15 protein-coding genes are annotated in these 19,072 nt (G+C 73.2%); 10 read left to right on the top strand and 5 right to left on the bottom strand.

The genetic code is table 11. The annotated features are described in order from the left end of the window. Nucleotides 1–2 precede the first annotated feature (2 nt). The gene (gene dhaK, locus AC4OXY_RS10055; protein WP_356023694.1) at nt 3–995 is read right to left on the bottom strand and encodes a dihydroxyacetone kinase subunit DhaK; all 993 of its coding nucleotides are present in this window, start codon (nt 993–995) and stop codon (nt 3–5) included. Nucleotides 996–1,351: 356 nt separating this feature from the next. On the opposite strand from dhaK, the gene AC4OXY_RS10050 reads away from it, so the two are divergent. The 3 genes from AC4OXY_RS10050 to AC4OXY_RS10040 are packed head-to-tail and all read left to right on the top strand — an operon-like array spanning nt 1,352 to nt 3,850. Then, nucleotides 1,352–1,897: an STAS domain-containing protein gene (locus AC4OXY_RS10050; protein WP_376295205.1), complete on the top strand. Its 546-nt coding sequence runs from the start codon at nt 1,352–1,354 to the stop codon at nt 1,895–1,897. Next, nucleotides 1,894–3,351: an ANTAR domain-containing protein gene (locus AC4OXY_RS10045; RefSeq protein ID WP_491993716.1), complete on the top strand. Its 1,458-nt coding sequence runs from the start codon at nt 1,894–1,896 to the stop codon at nt 3,349–3,351. The genes AC4OXY_RS10050 and AC4OXY_RS10045 overlap by 4 nt, the downstream gene beginning before the upstream one ends. A gap of 43 nt (nt 3,352–3,394) precedes the next feature. Continuing rightward, nucleotides 3,395–3,850: an RpiB/LacA/LacB family sugar-phosphate isomerase gene (locus AC4OXY_RS10040; protein ID WP_491993715.1), complete on the top strand. Its 456-nt coding sequence runs from the start codon at nt 3,395–3,397 to the stop codon at nt 3,848–3,850. 86 nt (nt 3,851–3,936) lie between these two features. Here the strand turns inward: AC4OXY_RS10040 and AC4OXY_RS10035 are convergent, their stop codons facing one another. After that, complete coding sequence (locus AC4OXY_RS10035) at nt 3,937–4,302, bottom strand: DUF6479 family protein (protein ID WP_356023702.1); 366 nt, start codon at nt 4,300–4,302, stop codon at nt 3,937–3,939. 186 nt (nt 4,303–4,488) lie between these two features. On the opposite strand from AC4OXY_RS10035, the gene AC4OXY_RS10030 reads away from it, so the two are divergent. The 6 genes from AC4OXY_RS10030 to AC4OXY_RS10005 all read left to right on the top strand — a co-directional run bounded on the left by AC4OXY_RS10030 (nt 4,489) and on the right by AC4OXY_RS10005 (nt 13,490). Continuing rightward, nucleotides 4,489–5,667 carry an acyl-CoA dehydrogenase family protein gene (locus AC4OXY_RS10030; RefSeq protein ID WP_491993714.1) on the top strand — a complete coding sequence of 393 codons (1,179 nt, stop codon included), beginning with the start codon at nt 4,489–4,491 and terminating at the stop codon, nt 5,665–5,667. Nucleotides 5,668–5,676: 9 nt separating this feature from the next. Beyond that, nucleotides 5,677–6,540 (top strand): oxygenase MpaB family protein, encoded by an 864-nt coding sequence (locus tag AC4OXY_RS10025; RefSeq protein WP_491993713.1) that lies wholly within the window; start codon nt 5,677–5,679, stop codon nt 6,538–6,540. 119 nt (nt 6,541–6,659) lie between these two features. Further along, on the top strand, nt 6,660–8,642 hold the full coding sequence (locus AC4OXY_RS10020) for a serine/threonine-protein kinase (RefSeq protein WP_491993712.1): 1,983 nt from the start codon (nt 6,660–6,662) through the stop codon (nt 8,640–8,642). A gap of 520 nt (nt 8,643–9,162) precedes the next feature. Further along, the gene (locus AC4OXY_RS10015) at nt 9,163–10,731 is read left to right on the top strand and encodes a phytoene desaturase family protein (protein ID WP_491993711.1); all 1,569 of its coding nucleotides are present in this window, start codon (nt 9,163–9,165) and stop codon (nt 10,729–10,731) included. A 78-nt stretch (nt 10,732–10,809) separates the two neighbouring features. Next, nucleotides 10,810–11,919, top strand: a complete 1,110-nt coding sequence (locus tag AC4OXY_RS10010) for an NAD(P)H-dependent flavin oxidoreductase (protein ID WP_376295212.1) — start codon at nt 10,810–10,812, stop codon at nt 11,917–11,919. Then, entirely contained in the window at nt 11,916–13,490 is a 1,575-nt protein-coding gene (locus AC4OXY_RS10005) for an acyl-CoA synthetase (protein ID WP_362822950.1), read from the top strand. Before AC4OXY_RS10010 ends, AC4OXY_RS10005 begins: the two co-directional genes overlap by 4 nt. A 47-nt stretch (nt 13,491–13,537) precedes the next feature. Here the strand turns inward: AC4OXY_RS10005 and AC4OXY_RS10000 are convergent, their stop codons facing one another. Further along, on the bottom strand, nt 13,538–15,946 hold the full coding sequence (locus AC4OXY_RS10000; RefSeq protein ID WP_491993710.1) for a penicillin acylase family protein: 2,409 nt from the start codon (nt 15,944–15,946) through the stop codon (nt 13,538–13,540). A gap of 104 nt (nt 15,947–16,050) precedes the next feature. Between AC4OXY_RS10000 and AC4OXY_RS09995 the strand changes: the two genes are divergently transcribed. Then, nucleotides 16,051–17,547, top strand: a complete 1,497-nt coding sequence (locus AC4OXY_RS09995) for an acyl-CoA synthetase (protein ID WP_402067436.1) — start codon at nt 16,051–16,053, stop codon at nt 17,545–17,547. On the opposite strand, the gene AC4OXY_RS09990 is transcribed toward AC4OXY_RS09995, so the two are convergent. Continuing rightward, nucleotides 17,537–18,466, bottom strand: a complete 930-nt coding sequence (locus AC4OXY_RS09990; protein WP_402067438.1) for a TIGR03620 family F420-dependent LLM class oxidoreductase — start codon at nt 18,464–18,466, stop codon at nt 17,537–17,539. The genes AC4OXY_RS09995 and AC4OXY_RS09990 overlap by 11 nt on opposite strands. 179 nt (nt 18,467–18,645) lie before the next feature. Then, on the bottom strand, nt 18,646–18,990 hold the full coding sequence (locus AC4OXY_RS09985; RefSeq protein WP_356031981.1) for an ArsR/SmtB family transcription factor: 345 nt from the start codon (nt 18,988–18,990) through the stop codon (nt 18,646–18,648). Nucleotides 18,991–19,072 lie beyond the last annotated feature (82 nt).

Below are 19,072 nucleotides of genomic sequence, written 5' to 3'. Positions count from 1 at the left end.
GCTCACATGCCCCAGCGCAGCGCCGGGGTGCACACCGGTGCGTCCCACAACCGCAGCAACTCCTCGTCGATCTGACACAGCGTCACCGAGGCGCCCGCCATGTCCAGGGAGGTGACGTAGTTGCCGACGAGCGTACGGGCCACCGCGACCCCGCGCTCCGTGAGCACCCGCTGCACCTCGGCGTGGAAGCCGTACAGCTCCAGCAGCGGGGTGGCGCCCATGCCGTTGACCAGCAACAGCACCGGGTTGTGCGGCGGCATGTCCTCCAGGATCGCGTTCACCGCGAAGTCGGCGATCTCCCCGGAGGTCATCATCGGCCGCCGCTCGCGGCCCGGCTCGCCGTGGATGCCGACGCCCAACTCCAGCTCGCCGTCCGGGAGATCGAAGGTCGGGGTGCCCTTCGCCGGGGTCGTGCAGGCGCTCAGGGCCACGCCGAAGCTGCGGGAGTTCTCGTTCACCCGGCGGCCGATGGCCTCCACGCGCTCCAGCGGCTGCCCCTCGGCCGCGGCGGCGCCCGCGATCTTCTCCACGAACAGGGTCGCGCCGGTGCCGCGCCGGCCGGCGGTGTAGAGGCTGTCGGTCACGGCCACGTCGTCGTTCACGAGCACCTTGGCGACCTGGATGCCCTCGTCCTCGGCCAGTTCGGCCGCCATGTCGAAGTTCAGCACGTCGCCGGTGTAGTTCTTCACGACGAACAGCACCCCGGCGCCGCTGTCCACGGCGGCCGCGGCACGCGCCATCTGGTCCGGCACCGGCGAGGTGAACACCTCCCCGGGGCAGGCGGCGGACAGCATGCCGTGGCCGACGAACCCGCCGTGCAGCGGCTCGTGCCCCGACCCGCCGCCCGACACCAGCGCGACCTGCCCGGCAACGGGAGCGTCCCGGCGGACGATCACCCGGTTCTCCACGTCCACGGTCAGATCGGGATACGCCGCCGCCATCCCGCGCAGCGCGTCCGCCACGACGGTCTCCGGCACGTTGATCAGCATCCTCATCGGTATCTCCTAGTGCGCCTTGCGGGTGGGCTCGGGACCTGCGGTTTCCGCCGCCGGGCCGGGTTCACTGGTGGTGCTGGAGGGATCATTCGGATGGAGCTAAGGGCAGTATCGACCTTGGACCGGACGAGGTCACGCGATCCGGGCGCACCCCGCGGCGGCGGGAGAGGCCGGCGCGGGAACTCCGGGTGCGCGCACCGCCCTTCGGAGCCTCCCTGCGGCCGCTGCCGGCCGGGTCCGCGCGGGGTGCGACACGCCTGGGGAAAATCGTTGCATCGGCGGCACGGGCGGAGCACAGTGAAGCCCCGGTCAAGACGCGGCTGGCTGATCCTTCTCCACCCAGGAAGCCCGATCCCATGGAAAACGGCCGGCCGTCCCGTGCCCGCGCCCGCCCTCGCGGCTCGGCCCCGCTGCTCGTGCAGACCGTGCACGAGCGACGCCCCGAGGTGGGCGGGATCAGCGTCCTGAAGGCCCGGGGCACGGTCGACGTCACCAACGCCGTGGAGTTCTCCGAGGCGCTCGCCGAACACATCGCCCACGCCGACCGGACGGCGGAACACCCCCTGCTGGACATGACCGAGATGTACCTCGCCTGCCCGGCCGCCGTGCGCTCCCTGGACCGGGCCACCGGTGCCCTCGCCTTCTCCGGCCGCGCCCTGCCCGTCGTACAGCCCCGCCCGCACGCCCGCGACGCGCTGCGCACCGCGGGACTGCCGGGCATCCGCGTGCACGCCACGATGGCGTCCGCGCTGGAAGCACTGGGAGCGCGGGGAGCAGGGGAAGCGCCGGGGACCCGTGCGGCGCCGGAGGCCCGCGGGGACGCGGTGGAGGTTCGCGACGACCGCGAGAGGGCCGGGAGCGGGCGGGACGCCCCGGCGACGCGCCGACGGGCCGGGCCATGAAGCCCGCCTCGGATTCCGACGCCGATTCCGACGCCGGCCCGTCCGCCCCGACGGGCTCGTCCGCCGACCCCGCCGTCTCCTCTCCTTCCGCCGCCGCGTCCGCCGCTGCCGGTCCCTCTGCCGTCCTGCCCGCCTCCGCCGTTCCGTCCGCCCCGGTCGTCCCGTCCGTCCCGGCCGTTCCCGTCGGCAGGCCGGCCCCGCTCCTGATCGAGTCGTCCGTCGTCGAGGGGCTGCCCGCCGAGGGGGCGGTGCTGCTGCGTATGTCCGGCAGCCTGGACACCGAGGGCGCCCAGGCCTGGTCGGCGCAGCTGCGCGGGCATCTGGAACAGGCGGATCTCGCGGGGCTGCGGCCCGTCCTCGACATGGCCCATGTGCAGCTCGGCGGCGCCGCCGTACTGCGCGCGCTCAGCGAGACGACCCGGGCCCGCACCGGCCGCCCGGACCTGGTCATCGTCCGGGCCCGGCCCGGGCTGCGCGAGGCCGTGCATCTCGCGCGTCTCGACGGCGTCCGGCTCTACGCCACCCTCGACGACGCCCTGCGTGAGCTGGCCCGGGCCGCCACCCGCGGGGCGGACCTGCCCGCCTGGCGGTCGCAGATCTCCGATCCGCTGCGGCCCAGTTACGAGGACCTGCGCAAGGAGGTCCGCGCGCTGCGGGCCCGGGTGCGCTCCGCTCCCGTCATCGGTATGGCGCAGGGTGTGGTCATGGTCCGCTACGGCCTGCCGGACTCCGCCGGCGCCTTCCGGGTGCTGCGCGAGGTCTCGCAGCGGTTCAACGTGCCGCTGCGGGTGCTCGTCTCCGCCGTCGTCGTGGCCCGGCCGCCGGACGGCGCGGTCTGGTTCCCGGGGCGCCGGTCGCTGCCCGTGCCGCAGCTGCGGATCCTGGCCCGGGAGGGACGGGACCCGCGCTACCGACGGCAGATGATCGACGCCGTGCTGCACGAGGCGCTCGCCGCCGGGCGGGCCTGTGCCGGATACGTGCGGTGTGTCGACCCGGCCGTGAACGCGCTCGTGCTGGAGTCCGACCACGGCTGTGCGGATACGTTTCTGGACCACCTGGTGCGCGGCTGGGACGAGGGCACGCCGGACACGGTCGCCCGGCTGCTCGGCCGCCGGGTGAGCGTGCCCGACGTGGCCGCCGACACGCTCCTGTCCGAGGAGTCCCGGCGGGTCCTGCTGGGCACCGGCACCCGCGCCGTGGACAGCGTCCCCGTACTGTCGGGGTCCGGGTCCTGCACCGGCGTGATCACGTTGCACTGGCCCGAGGCCGGGCACCGCCCGACCGGCGACCAGAGCCAGGCCCTCGCCCTGCTGGCCTCCGACACGGCGGCCTGGCTGAGCTGGTACCACCGCTCGGTGCTCCTCGACGCCCTGGAGGAGCTGCACCGGGAGCTGACCGGCCTGGCCGCGGGGCCCGACGACGCGCGCGGAGCACGGCACTCCCAGCACTCCTAGGCGGGCGTCACGCGCTTCCGGTGGAGCCGCTACGCTCGCCGGTATGCGGATCTCCGTCTCCTCCGACATGGACGAACCCGTCGCCTGGCTGATCCTCGCCGAGCTGGCACGACGCGGCCACGAGGTGCGGGCGCACGGCGCGCTGCGCCCGGGGGCCGACCCGCAGTGGGCGGTCTGCTCGGAGGCGGCCGCCCGGGAGGTCGCCGAGGGCACGGCCGACCAGGCGGTGGTGTGCTGCTGGACCGGCACGGGCGCGTCCATCGCGGCCAACAAGGTGCCCGGTGTCCGCGCGGCCCTGTGCACGGACGCCGTGACGGCGGACGGCGCCCGCCGCTGGAACGACGCCAACGTGCTCGCGCTCAGCCTCCGTCTGACCTCCGCACCGGTGCTGAAGGAGATCCTCGACGCGTGGTTCGCCGCCGAGCCCAGCCAGGACGCCGAGGACCGGCAGAACGTGGCCCGCGTCGGCCGCCTGGACGCCGCCCGGAGGGACTCCTAGGGGCGTAGGGCGACCCGGCGCGGGCCGGGACTGCTGTGCGGGGTGTGGCGGTGTGGTCCGGTCGGCGGGGTCGTTCGGGTCGGGGGTCAGTGGGCGCCGAGTCCGCCGCCGCCGAACGAGCCGCTGGACCCCCGGCTCCAGCGCGGACGTTCCTTCGACGCGCTCGGCCTGGTGTCCTGGTTGCTCAGCTCGTACGGGGTGAGCGGGCGACCGCCCTTGGGGATCACGGGGACGTCCTGGGATTCCCTGTTCTCCCGGACTTCCCGCACCGGTCCCTCCGGCGGCAGCGTGGGCTGCTCCTCGGGGCGGGGGCGGGGGGACTCGCGGTACTTGACTCGGGAGTTCATCCAGAATCCGCCGGCGAGCAGCGCGAGGACACCCATGGCCACGATGAACAGGACGAGGCTCATGAGGCCGCTCGCTGCGGCCAGCTGCGTCGATGCGGTACTCATAGGACAGGGATACCCCACTCAAACCCGGGCGAACCGGACACAATGTGTGACCGGTGATGGACGGACGGCGACGCCGCCGACGCCGGGCCGCCACCGGAATTCGTCCCGAGCGCGTCATTCCCTATTTCTGAAACACGTTCTACGGTGTGCGCCGTCAGGACCGCCCTTGGGGAGCCTGGAGGCGCCGTGCATCTCGACCACACGCCCGAGCAGCAGCGACTGCGCACCGAGCTGCGCGCCTACTTCGCGCAACTGGTGCCGGACAACGCCTACGCCCGGTACGCCGACCCGGCCGCGCAGAAGCGGTTCTACCGCGACACCGTCCGCCGGCTCGGCACCGACGGCTGGCTCGGCGTGGGTTGGCCGAAGGAGTACGGCGGGCGCGGCATGACGGCGATGGAGCAGTTCATCTTCTTCGACGAGGCCGCCCAGGCCGGCGTACCGCTGCCGCTCATGGCGCTGAACACCGTCGGCCCCACGCTGATGCGCTTCGGCACCGAGGAGCAGAAGGCGTACTTCCTGCCGCGCATCCTCTCCGGCGAGATCGACTTCGCGATCGGCTACAGCGAGCCCGACGCCGGCACCGACCTGGCCGCGCTGAAGACCAGGGCCGTACGCGACGGGGACGAGTACGTCGTCAACGGGCAGAAGATCTGGACGACGAACGGCGACACCGCGGACTGGGTGTGGCTCGCCACCCGCACCGACCCCGCCGCCCCGCCGCACAAGGGCATCACCATGCTGCTGGTGCCGACCTCCGACCCCGGCTACTCCTGCACCGTCATCAACACCCTCGCCTCGCACGACACCACCGCCAGCTACTACGAGAACATCCGCGTCCCGGTCTCCCGCCGCGTCGGCGAGGAGAACCAGGGCTGGCGGCTGATCACCAACCAGCTCAACCACGAGCGCGTCACCCTCGCCGCCCACGGCACGATGGCCGTCCGCGCCCTGTACGACGTCCAGCGCTGGGCGCGCGAGACCAAGCTCGCCGACGGCCGCCGGGTCGCCGACCTGGCCTGGGTGCGCCGGCTGCTGGCCCGCACCCACACCCGGCTCGACGCGATGAAGCTCATGAACTGGCAGATGGTCACGGCCGTCCAGGAGGGCACGCTCACCCCGCAGGACGCCTCCGCCGTCAAGGTCTACGGCTCCGAGGCCCGCCGGGACGCCTACGCCTGGCTCATGGAGATCATCGCGGCGGCCGGACCCCTCAAGGAGGGCTCCGCGGGCGCCGTCCTGCACGGCGAACTGGAGCGCGGCTACCGCTCGGCGGTCATCTTCACCTTCGGCGGCGGCAACAACGAGATCCAGCGCGAGATCATCTCCTGGATCGGTCTGGGGATGCCGAGGGTGCGGCGTTAGCCTGCGGACATGGGCGATCCCGGGCTGTTCACGCCGAACTCCGTGACCTGGCAGATGCACGGCGACCCCATGATGTGGGTCGCCGGCGTCCGTGCGCTGTATCTCCAGGCGCTGCACCCGCGTGCGGTGCGCGGCGTGCTCCAGAACTCCACGGCGTTTGATCGTCAAAAGGGTGGCCGGCACGACGCCTGGGGCCGGCTCATGCGCACCGCCGGCTTCGTCGGCACGACGACGTACGGCACGACCGAGGCGGCGGAGCGGGCCGGCGCCCGCGTCCGGAGGATCCACGGCATGCTCGGCGCCACCGACACGGACACCGGCGAGCGCTACGGCGTGGACGAACCCGCGCTGCTGCTGTGGGTCCACTGTGCGGAGATCGACTCGTATCTGCACGTCCTGCGCCGCTCCGGCTTCCCCCTCACCGACGCCCACGCCGACCGCTACATCGCCGAACACCGCGTCAGCGCACGCCTGGTGGGCCTCGACCCCGGGACCGTACCGGCGAGCCGCGCGGAACTGGCCGCGTACTTCGAGAAGGTGCGCCCGGAACTGGCCGCGGGACCCGAGGCGCATGTGGTGGACGACTTCCTCCTCCGCCCGCCGACGCATCCCCTCCTCGTACCGGCGCGCGACGTGCTCTGGCGGCGCGTGGCGCACCTGGCGTACGCCGCTCTGCCTCCGTACGCCCATGAGCTGTACGGCAGACCGGCCCCCGCACCTGCGGTCGTCACCCGCCGGCTGCGGGCCACGGGCAGGCTGTTGCGCGCCGTTCCCGCACGTCTGCGCTGGCAGTTGCCGCCCAAACACGTCCTGCGCGCGATGGCGAGGCTCGGCCCGGACGCGCGTCCGGCACCGTACAAACTTGGACGATAGGCCGCCATACTGGACGAGCAGGGGGGTGTGGCGCGGATCGGGCCGGCGCGGTGCGGCCGGATGCGGTCCGGGCCGGTCTCCGGGGGCGGGGGCGGACGGCGACGGGGCGGCGGATCGCGATGGGGGAGAACAGGCTCGTTCAGGGCCGGTACCGGCTGCTCGAACTGCTCGGGCGGGGCGGGATGGGCGAGGTGTGGCGGGCCCGGGACGAGTCCCTGGGCCGGCAGGTCGCGGTGAAGTGCCTCAAACCGCTGGGGCCTTACCACGATGCGGCCCTCTCCGGCGTGCTGCGGGAGCGGTTCCGCCGTGAAGCCCGGGTGGCCGCCGCGCTCTCGCACTGCGGGGTGACCGTCGTCCACGACTTCGGCGAGTGCGACGGTATGCCGTACCTGGTGATGGAGCTGCTGGACGGCCGCGACCTGAGCCGCATGCTGGAGGAGAACAAGGGGCATCCGCTGCCCGTGGACGAGGTGGCGGACATCGCCGACCAGATCGCCGCCGCCCTCGCCTACACCCATCAACGCGGCATCGTCCACCGGGACCTGAAGCCCGCGAACATCGTGCGGCTGGCCGACAGTACCGTGAAGATCTGTGACTTCGGCATCGCCCGCCTCGGCCAGGACATCGGCCTCACGGCCCGGCTGACCGGCACCGGCGTCGCCCTGGGCACCCCGCACTACATGTCTCCGGAACAGATCGGCGGCGGCGAGGTGGACCGGCGCAGCGACCTGTACTCGCTGGGCTGCGTGCTGTACGAAATCGCCACCGGGGCGCCGCCGTTCGACCTGCCGGACGCCTGGGCGATCCTCATCGGGCACCGGGACACCCCGCCGCGGCCGCTGCGCGAACTGCGTCCCGAACTGCCCGCCCACCTGGAGGAGATCATCCTCGACCTGCTCGCCAAACGACCGGAGGAACGGCCGTACGACGCCGGGGAGTTGGTCCGCCGGATCAGGGCGGGGCGCGTACCGGCCCGGGCCGGCGCACCGGAGGCGCCCGGAACGAGCGCGCGGCCGCGTCCGGCGAGCGGCGACCGACGCGTGGGCGCGGCCGGCCCCGACGTCCCCGGCGGCCCCGACGCGCCCGTGGACGATCGACGGTCCACGACCACGACCCTCGCCGCGGAGCGCCTCGTTCGCGGCGGCCGTTTCACCGACGCGCTGGCGGCCTACACGGACGTCGCCGAGGCGAGAGCGCGCGTGCTCGGCGCCGACCACCCCGACACGCTCGCCGCCCGCCAGGAGACCGCCTACGTCCTCGGTCGGCTGGGCCGTCACTTCGAGGCCCATCAGGTGTACGCCGCCGTGCTGGCCGCACGGGTGCGGGCCATGGGCCCCGATCACCCGGACACGCTGCGCTGCGGGCACAATCTCGCCTGCACCCTCGGCAGACTGGGCCGCCTGGACGACGCGCTGCGCACGGCCCTCGACGTGGCGGCGGCGCGGGCGCGCGTGCTCGGTGCGGACCATCCGGACACCCTGGTCTCGCACTGCGAAGTCGCCTATGCACAGGGGCAGTTGGGACGCTGGGAGAAGGCTCTCGCGCTGTACCGAGAGGTCGCCGCGACCCGGGCGCGGGTACTCGGTCCGGACCACGCCGACACCCTCGCCGCCCGCTACGAGACGGCGCTCAGCCTCGGCCGGCTGGGCCGCAGCACGGACGCCCTGCGGCTGTACCGCGAACTGATCGAGGACCGCACCCGCGTCCTGGGGCCGGACCACCCCGACACCCTGCGTGCCCGGCACGGCCTCGGGGTCAACCTCGGCCGGCTCGGCCGCTGGGAGGAGGCCCTGGCCGAGGCCCGCGACGTGTGCCTGCTGCGCGAGCAGGCCCTCGGGCCCGCCCACCCGGACGCGCTCGTCAGCCACCGGGAGGTCGCGGTGGCCCTGGGCTGGCTGGGCCGGTGGGGCGAGGCCCTCGCCGGGTACCGCCGGGTCGCCGCCGCCCGTGAGCGCGTCCTCGGCCCCGACCACCCCGACACCCTCGCCAGCCGCAACGACGAGGCTCACTGCCTGGAGCGCCTCGGCCGGGGCACCGAGGCGGGCGAGCTGTACCGCCGGGTCGCAGTGCTCCGCCAACGGCTCGCGCCCGGCAGCGCTTGACCTTCGACGACGCTTGGTTCCCGGGACGCTTGGGCTCTGACGGTGCCACCGGTTCGCGGGGGGTGCGTGGCTCCTGGCGGTGCTTGGTCTCCGGGGGGCTTGGTCTCCGCGAGTGCTTGGGCCCGGGTGGTGCCTGGCCTCCGGGGGGCCCGGGCTCCGGCAGTGCCTGGTCTCAGGGAGCGCCGGGGCCCCGGCAGTGCATGGTCTCAGGGAGCGCCCGGGCTCTGGCGACGCCTGGTCTCCGGCGGCGCTTGACCTCCGGCTGCATCTGGCCGCTGACGGTACCTCCTCCCGGCCGTGCTTGATCTCCGGCCGTACTTGATCTCCGGCGGTGCCCGGACTCCGCCGTGCCCGGCTTCCGCTGTGCCCGTCCTCCGCTGTGCCCGTCCTCCGCTGTGCCCGCCCTCCGCCGTGCCCGTCCTCCGCCGTGCCCGGCCCCGGTGCGGCCGCGTCAGCCGGGCCTGACCTCGGCCGGAGCGTGCCTCTGGTCGCCGTGGATCAGTACGTGTTACGAAGGACCATGCCTGCCACCGAGGGAACCCGCAGCTACGACGCCGTCATCGTCGGCGGCGGACACAACGGCCTGGTCGCCGCCGCCTACCTGGCCCGGGCGGGCCGCTCCGTCCTGGTGCTGGAGCGGCTGGGACACACCGGCGGTGCCGCCGTGTCCACCCGTGCCTTCACCGGCGTCGACGCCCGGCTGTCGCGCTACTCCTACCTGGTCAGCCTGCTGCCGCAGAAGATCGTGCGCGATCTCGGCCTCGACTTCCGGGTACGCTCGCGCACCATCTCCTCGTACACCCCCGCCGAACGGGACGGCCGGCCGACCGGACTCCTCGTCGGCGGGGGCGAGGAGCGCACCCGGGCGGCCTTCGCCCGGCTGACCGGCGGCGAGCGCGAGTACGCGGCCTGGCAGCGCTTCTACGGCAGGACCGCCCGCGTCGCCGAGCGCGTCTTCCCGACCCTCACCGAGCCCCTGCCCACCCGGGACGAACTGCGCCGACGCGTCGACGACGAGACCGCCTGGCGCGCGCTGTTCGAGGAGCCAATCGGTGTCGCCGTCGAGGAGAACTTCGCCGACGACCTGGTGCGGGGCGTGGTCCTCACCGACGCCCTCATCGGCACCTTCGCCGACGCCCACGACCCGTCCCTCGTGCAGAACCGCTGTTTCCTCTACCACGTCATCGGCGGCGGCACCGGCGCCTGGGACGTGCCCGTCGGTGGCATGGGCGCCCTCACCGACGCGCTGGCCGCGGCGGCCCGCTCGGCGGGCGCCGAACTGCGCACCGGGCACGAGGCGGTGCGCATCGCCACCGACGGTGAGCGCGCCGAGGTCGCCTACCGCACCGCCGACGGCGAGGGAGTCGCCGCCGCCCGGCACGTCCTCGTGAACGCCTCCCCGCAGGAACTGGCCACGCTCACAGGGGACTTGGCACCCGATCCCGCCGAGGGCGCCCAGCTCAAGGTCAACATGCTGCTCACCCGGCTGCCGAAGCTGCGCGACCCGGACACCGACCCGCGCGAGGCGTTCGCCGGCACCTTCCACGTCGCCGAGGGCTACCGGCAGCTCGCCACCGCCCACGACCAGGCAGCCGCCGGTGAACTCCCCGACGCGCCGCCCTCGGAGATCTACTGCCACTCGCTGACCGACCCCTCGATCCTCGGTCCCGAACTCGCCGAGCGCGGCTACCAGACGCTCACCCTGTTCGGCCTGCACACCCCGGCCCGGCTCTTCGACCGGGACAACGACGCCGTACGCGAGGAACTGCTGAAGTCCACCCTCGCCCAGCTCGACGCCCACCTCGCCGAGCCGTTGGCCGACTGCCTGGCCACCGACGCCGACGGCCGCCCCTGCATCGAGGCGAAGACCCCGCTCGACCTGGAACGGGACCTCGGGCTGCCCGGCGGCAACATCTTCCACCGCGCCCTGTCCTGGCCCTACACCCAGGAGGGCACGGGACGGTGGGGCGTGGAGACCGGGCACGCGAACGTCCTGCTGTGCGGCGCGGGCGCGGTGCGCGGGGGAGGGGTGAGCGGGGTGCCGGGGCACAACGCGGCCATGGCGGTGCTGGAGGCCACCACCCCGTGACCGTCCGGCAGTGAAAAGAATCTGACGGAACGTCAGAAAGCTCTTCCGTCGGCACGTCGGCTGCGGCATCCTGCGCCCATGCAGACGGAGCTGAGCAAGAGACTGGGAGTCGAGCACGCCGTCTTCGGCTTCACGCCGTTCCCTGCCGTCGCCGCGGCCATCAGCCGGGCCGGCGGCTTCGGCGTGCTCGGCGCGGTTCGCTACACCGCCCCCGACGACCTCAAACGCGACCTCGACTGGATCGAGGCACACGTCGGCGACCGGCCGTACGGGCTGGACGTGGTGATGCCCGCGAAGAAGGTGGAGGGCGTCTCCGAGGCAGACGTCGAGGCGATGATCCCCGAGGGACACCGGCAGTTCGTGCGGGACACCCTCGCGGGGCACGGGGTGCCGGAGCTGGCCGAGGGCGAGGCCTCCGGGTGGCGCATCACCGGCTGGATGGAGCAGGTCGCCCGCACCCAGCTCGACGTCGCCTTCGACTATCCGATCAGACTGCTCGCCAACGCCCTGGGCTCCCCGCCCGCCGACGTCGTCGCCCGCGCCCACGACCGGGACGTCCTGGTCGCCGCGCTCGCCGGCAGCGCCCGGCACGCCCGCAAGCACCAGGAGGCGGGCATCGACGTCGTCGTCGCCCAGGGATACGAGGCCGGCGGCCACACGGGGGAGATCGCCACGATGGTGCTCACCCCCGAGATCGTAGACGCCGTCGACCCGCTGCCCGTCCTGGCCGCCGGCGGCATCGGCAGCGGACAGCAGGTGGCGGCCGCCCTCGCGCTCGGCGCCCAGGGCGTATGGCTGGGCTCCGTCTGGCTGACCACCACGGAAGCCGATCTGCACGCGCCCGCGCTGACCCGCAAACTGCTCGCCGCCGGGTCCGGGGACACCGTCCGCTCCCGTGCCCTGACGGGCAAGCCCGCGCGGCAGCTGCGCACCGAGTGGACCGACGCCTGGGACGACCCGGCCGGCCCCGGCACCCTGCCCATGCCGCTCCAGGGGCTGCTGGTGGCCGAGGCGGTCTCCCGGATCCAGAAGTACGAGGTCGAACCGCTGCTCGGCACGCCCGTCGGCCAGATCGTGGGCCGGATGAACAGCGAACGCAGCGTCCAGGCCGTCTTCGACGACCTCACCCGCGGCTTCGAGCGGGCCGTGGACCGCATCAACCGCATCGCCGGAAGGAGCGGCCGGTGACCGGCACACCCCCCGCGGGATCCAGCACACCCCCCGCCGGATTCTGGGCCCAGGCCACGCACGACCCCGGCCGCACGGCCCTGATCGCACCCGACGGCGAGGAGTGGACCGCCGGACGTCTGCACGCCGCGGCCAACCGGCTCGTCCACGGCCTGCGCGCGGCCGGCCTGGAGCGCGGCGACGCCTTCGCCGTCGTCCTGCCCAACGGCGTCGAGTTCTTCACCGCCCACCTGGCCGCCACCCAGGCCGGCCTCTATCTGGTCCCGGTCAACCACCACCTCGTCGGCCCCGAGATCGCCTGGATCGTCGCCGACTCCGGGGCGAAGGTGCTCATCGCCCACGAGCGGTTCGCCGACGCGGCACGCGCCGCCGCCGACGAGGCGGGCCTGGCGCCGACCCACCGGTACGCGGTCGGCGCGATCGAGGGCTTCCGGCCGTACGCCGGGCTCCTGGACGGGCAGCCGGAGTCGGCGCCCGCCGGCCGCGAGCTCGGCTGGGTCATGAACTACACCTCCGGTACGACGGGACGCCCGCGCGGCATCCGCCGCCCGCTGTCCGGCAAGGCCCCCGAGGAGGCCTACCTGGGCGGATTCCTCGGCATATTCGGCATCCGGCCGTTCGACGACAACGTCCATCTCGTCTGCTCGCCGCTGTACCACACGGCCGTCCTCCAGTTCGCGGGCGCGTCGCTGCACATCGGCCACCGGCTGGTCCTGATGGACAAGTGGACTCCGCAGGAGATGCTCCGCGTCATCGATGCCCACCGGTGCACGCACACGCACATGGTCCCGACCCAGTTCCACCGGCTGCTGGCCCTCCCGGACGAGGTGAAGGCCCGCTACGACGTCTCGTCCATGCGGCACGCCATCCACGGCGCCGCGCCCTGCCCCGACCACGTCAAGCGAGCCATGATCGACTGGTGGGGGCACTGCGTGGAGGAGTACTACGCCGCCAGCGAGGGCGGGGGTGCCTTCGCCACCGCCGAGGACTGGCTGAAGAAGCCCGGCACGGTCGGCAAGGCCTGGCCGATCAGCGAACTCGCGGTCTTCGACGACGACGGCAAGCGGCTGCCGCCCGGTCAACTCGGCACCGTCTACATGAAGATGAGCACCGGCGGCTTCGCCTACCACAAGGACGAGGCCAAGACCCGCAAGAACCGCATCGGTGACTTCTTCACGGTGGGAGACCTGGGTGTCCTCGACGAGGACGGCTACCTCTTCCTCCGCGACCGCAAGATCGACATGATCATTTCCGGTGGGGTCAACATCTACCCGGCCGAGATCGAGTCCGTGCTCCTTGCCCACCCGGCCGTCGCCGACGCCGCCGCCTTCGGCATCCCGCACGACGACTGGGGCGAGGAGGTCAAGGCCGTCGTCGAACCGGCCCCGGGCCACGAGCCCGGCCCGGCGCTCGCCGCCGCCCTCCTCGACCACTGCGCCGAGCGGCTCGCCGGCTACAAGCGGCCCAAGAGCGTCGACTTCATCGCCGAGATGCCCCGCGACCCCAACGGCAAGCTCTACAAGCGGCGACTGCGGGATCCGTACTGGGAGGGCCGCACCCGCCCGGTGTGACAGCGGTGCGGTCCCGCCCGGAGACGTTCCCGAGCGGGACCGCACGGTCAGTGTTCGCTCACGCGGACCACCCGGAGCGCGGGCGAGGACAGCACGTCCCGCTCGCAGAACCGGGCCGTCACCCACTTCTCACCGGAGAACAGCCGGGTCTGGTCGCTGAAGTGGGACGAGTTCGGATTCGAGGACTGGGAGTACGTCAGCAGCGTACGGGCCACCGGGCACCCGCTGCCGTCCCAGCCGACGGCCTGGATGTGGCTGGAGCCCGTCGTCACCTCCGTGTAGCCGCCCTGCGCCGCGTTCCACGCCCCCTCGACCTTGTTCCACACGCCGAGCCGCTCCGAGCCGCCGGGCACGGGGATGCGCTCGCCGCCGCGCACCACGAACTGGTGCTCCCCGAGCGGGGCGTCGAGGGCGATGCCCGCCGTCCGCAGCTCCCGCACCGTGTCCGCGAGCGCCGTGGCGAAGGCGGGCGCGGCGGTGTCCAGGGTGTTCGGGGTGCGCACCGGGTCCGCCGCCGAGAACGGCACCCTCCACAGCCGCTCGGCCGGCACCGCGGCCGTCAGCTTGCGCCAGAACCGGTCGAAGAGCAGGGCGCCCCGGCTGCCGGTGCTCATGGTCCGGTCCCAGGCGCCGAGCACCGGACAGGCCGCACCGACGTCGACCTTCGTGCCGTCGCTGGCCGTCGCGGTGCCGCCGGGCAGCGCGGCACAGGCCCGGGACGCGTCACCCGCGGCCAGTTCTCCCGCGGGCGCCCGGTTCGTGAACTCCTGGTCCTGGAGGTCACGGACGGTCAGCCCGCCCCGCTGCGCGAGCGCCGCCACCTGCTCGATCGCGCCGCGGGTGCGCAGCGAGCGCGCGGTCCCGACGTCGCCGAAGATCCGCTCGTACCCCGTCAGCGGCCGGTCGGCGTTCGCCAGCCAGGCGCTGTTGTTGGAGTTCTCGGCGTACGGGGCGTCCTTGAGCGTGGGCATGCGGGCGGGCCCGAAGATGCCGGGCTGGACGGAGTCGGGGTCACTGCGGGGCGCACAGGCGCCGCGCGAGCCGTCGAGCACCGCGAGACCCGCCTGCGGGTAGGTGACCTTGCCGAGGTCGGTGGAGCAGCGGGCCACCAGGTCGTCGGTGATCCGGGGCAGCACCTGCGACTGGGTGTAGAGGCTGTGGCCCGAGGAGTCCGCGGCGATGGTGTTGACCCACGGCAGGCCCTGGTGCCGGTCGAGGGAGGCGAGGACGTCCGCCGTCGAGCGCGCCCTGCCGAAGTCGAGGGAGGTGTCCGCGAACCGCATGTTCGCGGCGTTCGGGTCGCTGAGCGCGTAGGCCGTCGTGGTGGTCCACGGCAGCGCTGGCCCGCCGTTCCCGCTGTCGGCGACGACCGGGCCGTAGCGCGTCCACCACTGGGTCCGGGTGACCGGGGCGCCGTGCTCGACGGGCACCGTCACGGTCCGCCGGGTCATCCGCTCCGGTCTGCCGTCCACCCGGTAGACGGTGGGGTCGGACGGGTCCAGGGTCAGCCGGGTCAGGTTGTACGGGACACCGGTGGACACGGTGTGGCTCCACGCCACGTACGCGTTGTAGCCGATGGAGATGGTCGGCGAGCCGAGCAGCGAGGCGCCGGCGACGTTCAGTTCGCCCGGGATGGTCTGCTGTGCCTGCCAGAACCGGCGTCCGCCCTGCCACGGGTAGTGCGGGTTGCCCAGCAGCAGGCCGCGGCCGTTCGCGGTCGTGGCACCGCTGAAGGCGACCGCGTTCGAGCCCATGTCCGCGTCGGCGGTCCGGGCCCGCACGGCCTTGACCAGTGCCTGGGCGTCGGCCCCGCGCGCGTGGGCGGTGGCGCCCGCGGGCGGCTGCGCGCCGGTGATGTCGTCCACGGCGCCGCCCTGGCCGCCGAGCACGGCGATGGCGTAGAAGCGGGCGGCCACGTCCAGCGTCGTGACCGGCCGCACCCAGGCGGCGCCCCGGCACGCCGGATCGGTGATCCGGTTCTGCCGCAGCCAGGCGTCGTAACCGGCGGCGAAGCCCCGCATCAGGTCCCGCACGTCCTCGCTCGGGCCGAGCGGCGCCGGTGTGGCCATCAACTTCCGTACGGTGCCTGCCTGGTGCACCCCGCGGAAGTACAGGTCGCTGGACAGGTTGCCGGAGGCCGACGACAGCGACCTGTCGGTCGTCGCGTCCGGGCCGAAGAAGCGGGAGCGTTCGCCGCGTACGGTCACGAAGCCGTCGGCCAGGGTGCACACCTGGTCGGCGGCCTGCGCCCAGCCGGTGCCGAAGCCGAGGTCCGCGTAGTTCCCGGCGACGATGTGCGGAATGCCGTACTCGGTGTAGCGGATGACGGCGGACAGCCCGCCGTGCGCGGGGTGTTCCTGGTGGCCCGGCCGCGCGGCCGCGGCGGCCGGCAGTGCGGACGAGGCGGTGAACAGGGCGACGGCGGCGACGGCCAGTCGTCTCAGGTGGCTGCGCAATGGTGCCTCCCAACATCATTGAGGGAAGGAGCTGTTGAGCCCACCGGAGGGCGCGTGCCCCCGGTGCTTGACCTGCCCCGGTGACGGACCGAGGATCATGAGTCATGACGCAGGGACACGGCAGCACGGTTGACGGGGTGCTGCGGCGCAGCGCCCGGCGCACCCCGGCGCGCCTCGCGCTGGAGTACGGCGAGCGACGGTGGACGTACGAGGAACTGGACGACGCCGTCTCCCGCGCGGCCTCGGTACTGCGCGCGCAGGGACTCGCGCCCGGCGACCGGGTCGCCGCCTACGGCCACAACTCCGACGCCTATCTGATCGCCTTCCTCGCCTGCGCCCGGGCCGGCCTGGTCCATGTGCCGGTCAACCAGAACCTCACCGGCGACGACCTGGCGTATCTCCTCACCCAGTCCGGCAGCACCCTGGTGCTCACCGACCCGGACCTGGCGGACCGACTCCCCGACGGCGTACGGCTGTTGCCGCTGCGGGACGCCGAGGACTCGCTGCTGGCCCGCCAGGCGCAGGCACCGCCGTACGACGGCCCGGAACCCCGCACCGAGGACCTGGTGCAACTGCTGTACACCTCCGGCACGACGGCCCTGCCCAAGGGTGCGATGATGACCCACCGGGCGCTCGTGCACGAGTACCTGAGCGCCATCGCCGCCCTCGACCTGAGCGCGGGCGACCGTCCGGTGCACGCGCTCCCCCTGTACCACTCGGCGCAGATGCACGTGTTCCTGCTGCCCTACCTGGCGGTCGGCGCGACCAACGTCATCCTGAACTCCCCGGACGGGGACCGCCTGTTCGACCTGATCGAAGCGGGCCGCGCGGACAGCCTGTTCGCGCCGCCCACGGTGTGGATCGCGCTCGCCGGCCGGTCCGACTTCGCCACCCGTGACCTCGACGGGCTGCGCAAGGCCTACTACGGTGCCTCGATCATGCCCGTCCCGGTGCTGGAGCGCCTGCGCGCACGCCTGCCGGGGCTGGCCTTCTACAACTGCTTCGGGCAGAGCGAGATCGGCCCGCTGGCCACGGTGCTCGCCCCCGACGAGCACGAGGGCCGCCTGGACTCCTGCGGCCGCACCGTGCTCTTCGTGGACGCGCGGGTGGTGGACGACCGGGGCGAGGACGTGCCCGACGGCACCCCCGGCGAGATCGTCTACCGCTCCCCGCAGCTGTGCGAGGGATACTGGGACAAGCCCGACGAGACCGCCGAGGCCTTCCGCGACGGCTGGTTCCACTCGGGCGACCTCGCGGTCCGTGACGCCGACGGCTACTTCACGATCGTGGACCGGGTGAAGGACGTCATCAACTCCGGTGGGGTGCTGGTGGCTTCACGCCAGGTCGAGGACGCCCTCTACACGCATGAGGCCGTCGCCGAGACCGCGGTGATCGGCCTCCCGGACGACCGCTGGATCGAGGCCGTCACCGCCGTCGTCGTCCCGCGCGGCGAGGTGACGGAGGATCAGCTCATCACCCATGTGAAGGAGAAACTCACCCCCTTCAAGGCCCCCAAGCGCATCGTGTTCGTGTCCGAACTGCCCCGCAACGCCAGCGGCAAGATCCTCAAGCGCGAACTGCGAGACCGCTTCAGCCGCTGACACCGGTGTGCGCCCGGGGCTGCGCCGGCAGCAGCGCCTCGGCCAGCAGCCGCCAGTGGGGCAGGGCCGACTCGCCCGGTTGGACGCCGATCACCTGGACGGCGACATGGTCGGCGCCCGCCGTCACATGGGCGTGCAGCTTGCGGGTGATCGTGTCCGAGTCGCCCCAGAACACCAGGTCGTCCACGAAGCGGTCGCTGCCGCCGGCGGAGAGGTCGTCGTCGGTGTAGCCGAGGCGGCGGAACTTGGCGATGTTGTACGGGGTTTCGAGGTAGCCGCGCAGATGTGCGCGGGCGGCGGCGCGGGCTCGGGCCGGGTCGGTCTCGAAGAGGACCGCGTGCTCGACGGCGAGGAAGGCGTCCGGTCCGAGGATCTCCCGCGCCTGCGCCGTGTGGGCCACGTTCACGTGGTAGGTCTGGGCGCCGTCGGCGCGGTCGCGGGCCAGCTCCAGCATCTTGGGGCCGTATGCGGCCAGGAGGCGCCGCAGCGGGGCGGCGGGGCGCGGGTTGGGGAGCGCGGCCGGGTCAGCGGTGGCCGACTCGTCCAGCCGGTCCAGGTATTCGGCCATGGCCGCGAGCGGCTTCACCCCGGGCCGGGGCTCGCCGCCGAAGCCCAGGCCGAGCACGTGCCGGCCCGGGTAGGCGTCGGCGAGCAGCAGCGCGGCGCCGTACGTCGAGCGGGCGCGGCGGGGCCAGATCTGGGCGATGCCGTTGACCACGCTCAGCCGGCGGCTGGACGCCAGCAGGAAGCCGGCGTGGGTGAGCGCCTCCCGGCCGAGCAGCTCGGGCACCCACAGCGCCGGCCAGCCCAGGTCCTCCAGCTCCTGGACCGCGTCCCGGATCCCGGCGGCCGGCTGGTGCTCGAAGTCGAAGGTGTAGATCCCGAACGTGCCGAGATCCAGGCCGTGCCGTCCCGTCATGTGTCTCGCTCCCCGTGTGTCGGCCGATGTGTTCGTGCCCGATGGCGACCGTGCCCGATGCGATCGATGAGGCGTGATGTCGATGAGACGCGATCGATTAATCGAAATATCGCAGATTCTCGATATGAAGCGCAAGCGGGCGCGCCTGCTGGTGCCCGGGGTCCGACGTGCGCCCTCGGCTAGAGAGCGCGGCCGAGCTCGCTGACCAGGTCGGCGATGCGCCGCTCGTCCCGCTTGTAGTGGGTCCACTTGCCCACCCGGGTGGCCCGGACCAGGCCCGCCCGCTGGAGCTCGGCCATGTAGGCCGACACCGTCGACTGGGCCAGCCCGGCCTTCTCCTGGATGTGGCTCACGCACACGCCCACCTCGGCCGGGTCGGCGATGGCCCGGTCCATCGGGAAGTGCCGCTCGGGCTCGCGCAGCCAGCGCAGCATCTGCAGCCGCATCGGGTTGGACAGCGCCCGCAGCGCGTTGACCAGGTCCGGGTCCGGGGTGGGGGCGGTGTCCGTGTCCGTGTCCGTCATGGCTCCGGAGTATAGGGAGATGCCGACGTTTCGAGGTACGTCGATATGACTGCCCCCTGACCGAAGCCGAAGCCGAAGCCGA

This window comes from Streptomyces sp. HUAS MG56 (genome assembly GCF_058673395.1).
The sequence above is the reverse complement of the archived record's forward strand: the minus strand, read 5'-3'. Positions and strand labels throughout refer to the sequence as shown.

Coding starts and splice junctions, on each gene's coding strand:
- dhaK (WP_356023694.1), bottom strand. CDS start 995: ATGAGGATGCTGATCAACGTGCCGGAGACCGTCGTGGCGGACGCGCTG.
- AC4OXY_RS10050 (WP_376295205.1), top strand. CDS start 1,352: ATGGAAAACGGCCGGCCGTCCCGTGCCCGCGCCCGCCCTCGCGGCTCG.
- AC4OXY_RS10045 (WP_491993716.1), top strand. CDS start 1,894: ATGAAGCCCGCCTCGGATTCCGACGCCGATTCCGACGCCGGCCCGTCC.
- AC4OXY_RS10040 (WP_491993715.1), top strand. CDS start 3,395: ATGCGGATCTCCGTCTCCTCCGACATGGACGAACCCGTCGCCTGGCTG.
- AC4OXY_RS10035 (WP_356023702.1), bottom strand. CDS start 4,302: ATGAGTACCGCATCGACGCAGCTGGCCGCAGCGAGCGGCCTCATGAGC.
- AC4OXY_RS10025 (WP_491993713.1), top strand. CDS start 5,677: ATGGGCGATCCCGGGCTGTTCACGCCGAACTCCGTGACCTGGCAGATG.
- AC4OXY_RS10020 (WP_491993712.1), top strand. CDS start 6,660: ATGGGGGAGAACAGGCTCGTTCAGGGCCGGTACCGGCTGCTCGAACTG.
- AC4OXY_RS10015 (WP_491993711.1), top strand. CDS start 9,163: ATGCCTGCCACCGAGGGAACCCGCAGCTACGACGCCGTCATCGTCGGC.
- AC4OXY_RS10010 (WP_376295212.1), top strand. CDS start 10,810: ATGCAGACGGAGCTGAGCAAGAGACTGGGAGTCGAGCACGCCGTCTTC.
- AC4OXY_RS09995 (WP_402067436.1), top strand. CDS start 16,051: ATGACGCAGGGACACGGCAGCACGGTTGACGGGGTGCTGCGGCGCAGC.
- AC4OXY_RS09990 (WP_402067438.1), bottom strand. CDS start 18,466: ATGACGGGACGGCACGGCCTGGATCTCGGCACGTTCGGGATCTACACC.
- AC4OXY_RS09985 (WP_356031981.1), bottom strand. CDS start 18,990: ATGACGGACACGGACACGGACACCGCCCCCACCCCGGACCCGGACCTG.